The organism is Halorubrum sp. Hd13, from assembly GCF_002252755.1.
Taxonomy (GTDB): Archaea; Halobacteriota; Halobacteria; order Halobacteriales; family Haloferacaceae; genus Halorubrum.
Genome location: NZ_NHOY01000065.1, coordinates 1 through 2,523, shown reverse-complemented (window position 1 = coordinate 2,523; position 2,523 = coordinate 1). Strand labels below are relative to the sequence as shown.

The following is a 2,523-nucleotide window of genomic DNA, read 5'->3' as shown; positions in this document are numbered from 1 at the left end:
GCGGCCGACCTCGCCCGCGTCGCGGACACCGGCGTCGAGACGTGGGGCCAGCACGTCTCGCCGAACGACCACGGCTCGCACACCGGGTCGACGCTCGCCGAGGCCGTCGCCGACAACGGCGCCGAGGGGACGCTCGTCAACCACTCCGAGAAGCGGCTGAAGCTCGCCGACGTCGACGGCGCCGTCCGCGCGGCCGAGCGCGCCGACTTGGAGACGATCGTCTGCGCGAACAACCCCGCGCAGGTCGGCGCGGCCGCGGCGCTCGGCCCCGACGCCGTCGCCGTCGAGCCCCCGGAGCTTATCGGCGGCGACGTCTCCGTCTCGACGGCCGACCCCGGGATCGTTGAGGACGCGGTCGCGGCCGCCGACGCGGTCGACCCCGACGTCGACGTGTTCTGCGGCGCCGGCGTCTCGACCGGCGAGGACGTGGCCGCCGCGGGTGACCTCGGCGCGTCCGGGATCCTGCTGGCCTCCGGCGTGGCGAAGGCCGACGACCCGCGGGCGGCGCTGGAGGACCTCGTCTCCGGGCTCTGAGCGCGGCGACCGCCGCGGGAGCGGGCCGATCGCCTCGCACCGGCCATCGTCGCAGGTCCCTGCGCTTGCGGATCTGTATAAAGACACCGGTGCGAGCAGTTCACACGATCGGCGAAACCGCACGACGTGAGCGGTATCAGCTGACCGACGAGATCGCGCCGTCTAGTAACCTTTAACCGACACAAGCCGCTAACTTTGGCTAAGATGGCGAGCAACAAGATCCTCGGTATCGACCTCGGTACCACCAACTCCGCGTTCGCGGTGATGGAGGGCGACGAGCCCGAGATCATCGCGAACGCGGAGGGCGACCGGACCACGCCCTCCGTCGTCGCCTTCGCCGACGACGACGAGCGGCTCGTCGGGAAGCCGGCGAAGAACCAGGCCGTCCAGAACCCCGACCGCACGATCCAGTCGATCAAGCGGCACATGGGCGAGGACGACTACACGGTCGAGATCGGGGACGAAGAGTACACGCCCGAGCAGGTCTCGGCGATGATCCTCCAGAAGATCAAGCGCGACGCCGAGGAGTACCTCGGCGACGACATCGAGAAGGCGGTCATCACCGTCCCCGCGTACTTCAACGACAAGCAGCGGCAGGCGACCAAGGACGCCGGCGAGATCGCCGGCTTCGACGTCGAGCGGATCGTCAACGAGCCGACCGCCGCCTCGATGGCGTACGGCCTCGACGACGAGTCCGACCAGACCGTCCTCGTGTACGACCTCGGGGGCGGCACGTTCGACGTGAGCGTGCTCGACCTGGGCGGCGGCGTCTACGAGGTCGTCGCCACGAACGGCGACAACGACCTCGGCGGCGACGACTGGGACGAGGCGCTCATCGACCACATCGCCGACGAGTTCCGGAACGACCACGGGATCGACCTCCGCGAGGACCGCCAGGCGCTCCAGCGCCTGAAGGACGCCGCCGAGGAGGCGAAGATCGAGCTGTCGAACAAGAAGGAGACGACGGTCAACCTCCCCTTCATCACCGCGACCGACAGCGGTCCGGTCCACCTCGAACAGTCGATCACCCGCGCGACGTTCGAGAACCTCACCGGTGACCTGATCGAGCGCACCGTCGAGCCGACCGAACAGGCGCTCTCCGACGCCGGCTACGACAAGGGCGACATCGACGAGGTCATCCTCGTCGGCGGCTCGACCCGGATGCCGCAGGTCCAAGAGCAGGTCGAGGAGCTCGTCGGTCAGGAGCCGAAGAAGAACGTCAACCCCGACGAGGCGGTCGCGCTCGGCGCGGCGGTCCAGGGCGGCGTGCTCTCCGGCGACGTCGACGACATCGTCCTGCTGGACGTCACCCCGCTCTCGCTCGGGATCGAGGTGAAGGGCGGCCTCTTCGAGCGGCTCATCGAGAAGAACACCACCATCCCGACCGAGGAGTCGAAGGTGTTCACCACCGCCGCCGACAACCAGACTTCGGTCAACGTCCGCGTCTTCCAGGGCGAGCGCGAGATCGCCGAGGAGAACGAGCTGCTCGGCGCGTTCCAGCTCTCCGGCATCCCGCCGGCGCCCGCTGGAACCCCCCAGATCGAGGTCTCGTTCAACATCGACGAGAACGGGATCGTCAACGTCGAGGCCGAAGACCAGGGCTCGGGGAACGCCGAGTCGATCACCATCGAGGGGGGCGTCGGCCTCTCCGACGAGGAGATCGAAGAGATGCAGGAGGAGGCCGAGAAGCACGCCGAAGAGGACGAGGCCCGCCGCGAGCGGATCGAAGCCCGCAACGAGGCCGAGACGACGATCCAGCGCGCCGAGACCCTCTTAGAGGAGAACGAGGAGGACCTCGACGAGGACCTCATCCGCGACATCGAGGACTCGATCGAGGACGTCGAGGCGGTGCTCGAGGACGAGGACGCCGACACCGACGAGATCGAGTCGGTCACGGAGGCGCTCACGGAGGAGCTCCAGGAGATCGGCAAGCAGATGTACGAGGGACAGGCCGCACAGGCCGGTCCGGGCGGCGCAGGCGGCGCCGCC

2 protein-coding genes are annotated in these 2,523 nt (G+C 69.0%); both read left to right on the top strand.

The window, feature by feature from the left end:
* On the top strand, nt 1-534 hold a 534-nt coding region (tpiA, locus tag DJ81_RS08815), incomplete at its 5' end, for a triose-phosphate isomerase (RefSeq protein WP_094589337.1).
* A 204-nt stretch (nt 535-738) separates the two neighbouring features.
* A partial coding sequence (dnaK, locus tag DJ81_RS08810) for a molecular chaperone DnaK (protein ID WP_170938281.1) occupies nt 739-2,523 on the top strand: 1,785 nt, incomplete at its 3' end.